Annotated in this window: 1 protein-coding gene and 1 pseudogene; both read left to right on the forward strand. The window is 42.5% G+C overall.

The genetic code is table 11. The features are described 5' to 3' along the window. Positions 1-475, forward strand: a pseudogene (locus HMPREF0693_RS18185) (DnaB-like helicase C-terminal domain-containing protein); the annotation flags it as partial. A gap of 24 nt (positions 476-499) precedes the next feature. Further along, positions 500-687: NinB/YbcN family protein (locus HMPREF0693_RS18190; RefSeq protein WP_004247152.1), on the forward strand; the 188-nt coding region annotated here is incomplete at its 3' end.

Raw genomic sequence — 687 nt, forward strand, 5'->3', positions numbered from 1 at the left:
CTGAAAGTCGGAAAATCAAACGCAAAGTCGGTGATATTGGGTTTATTGGTGTCGATTACCTCACTCTGATGCAAGCGGGAAAAGCTGATCGTAATGATATTGCCTATGGTGAAATCACTAAGGGGCTAAAGATATTAGCGAAAGAGCTCAATACGGTGGTTGTGTTGCTTGTACAACTGAATCGGGGATAGAAAATAGGGCAGATAAACGTCCCGTACCAAGTGATTCAAGAGACACAGGACAAATCGAGCAAGATTGTGATTATTGGTTAGGTATTTATCGTGATGCGGTGTACCACGATAATGCTGATGAAACGCTGACCGAAATGATTTTAAGGCTCAATCGACACGGTAAAACAGGCACCGTGTATGTTGATCAACAAGGATTGAGTATTACACCGGTTGATCAATATATGGCTGCTTATCGCGCTCAACCGAAACGAGAGCCTAAAAGGTATTGTGAAAAATCGTTTTAACTCATAAAGTAAAAAGGAGGCCTCGTGACAGATGATATCTGTCTCCATAAATCCAATCTCAACAGTATTTTCAAAGTGCTCTCCGAAATCGTGACAACAGGTAAACGCTATCGTATCAAAATCACCGAGTGGCGTGATTTAAGAACCATACCCATGAATAAAACATGGCGTATGTGGATGGAAACCACAGGCGAGTGGTTACGTGCGCGTGG

Origin of the sequence: Proteus mirabilis ATCC 29906, assembly GCF_000160755.1 — a bacterium.
Lineage (GTDB): Bacteria > Pseudomonadota > Gammaproteobacteria > Enterobacterales > Enterobacteriaceae > Proteus > Proteus mirabilis.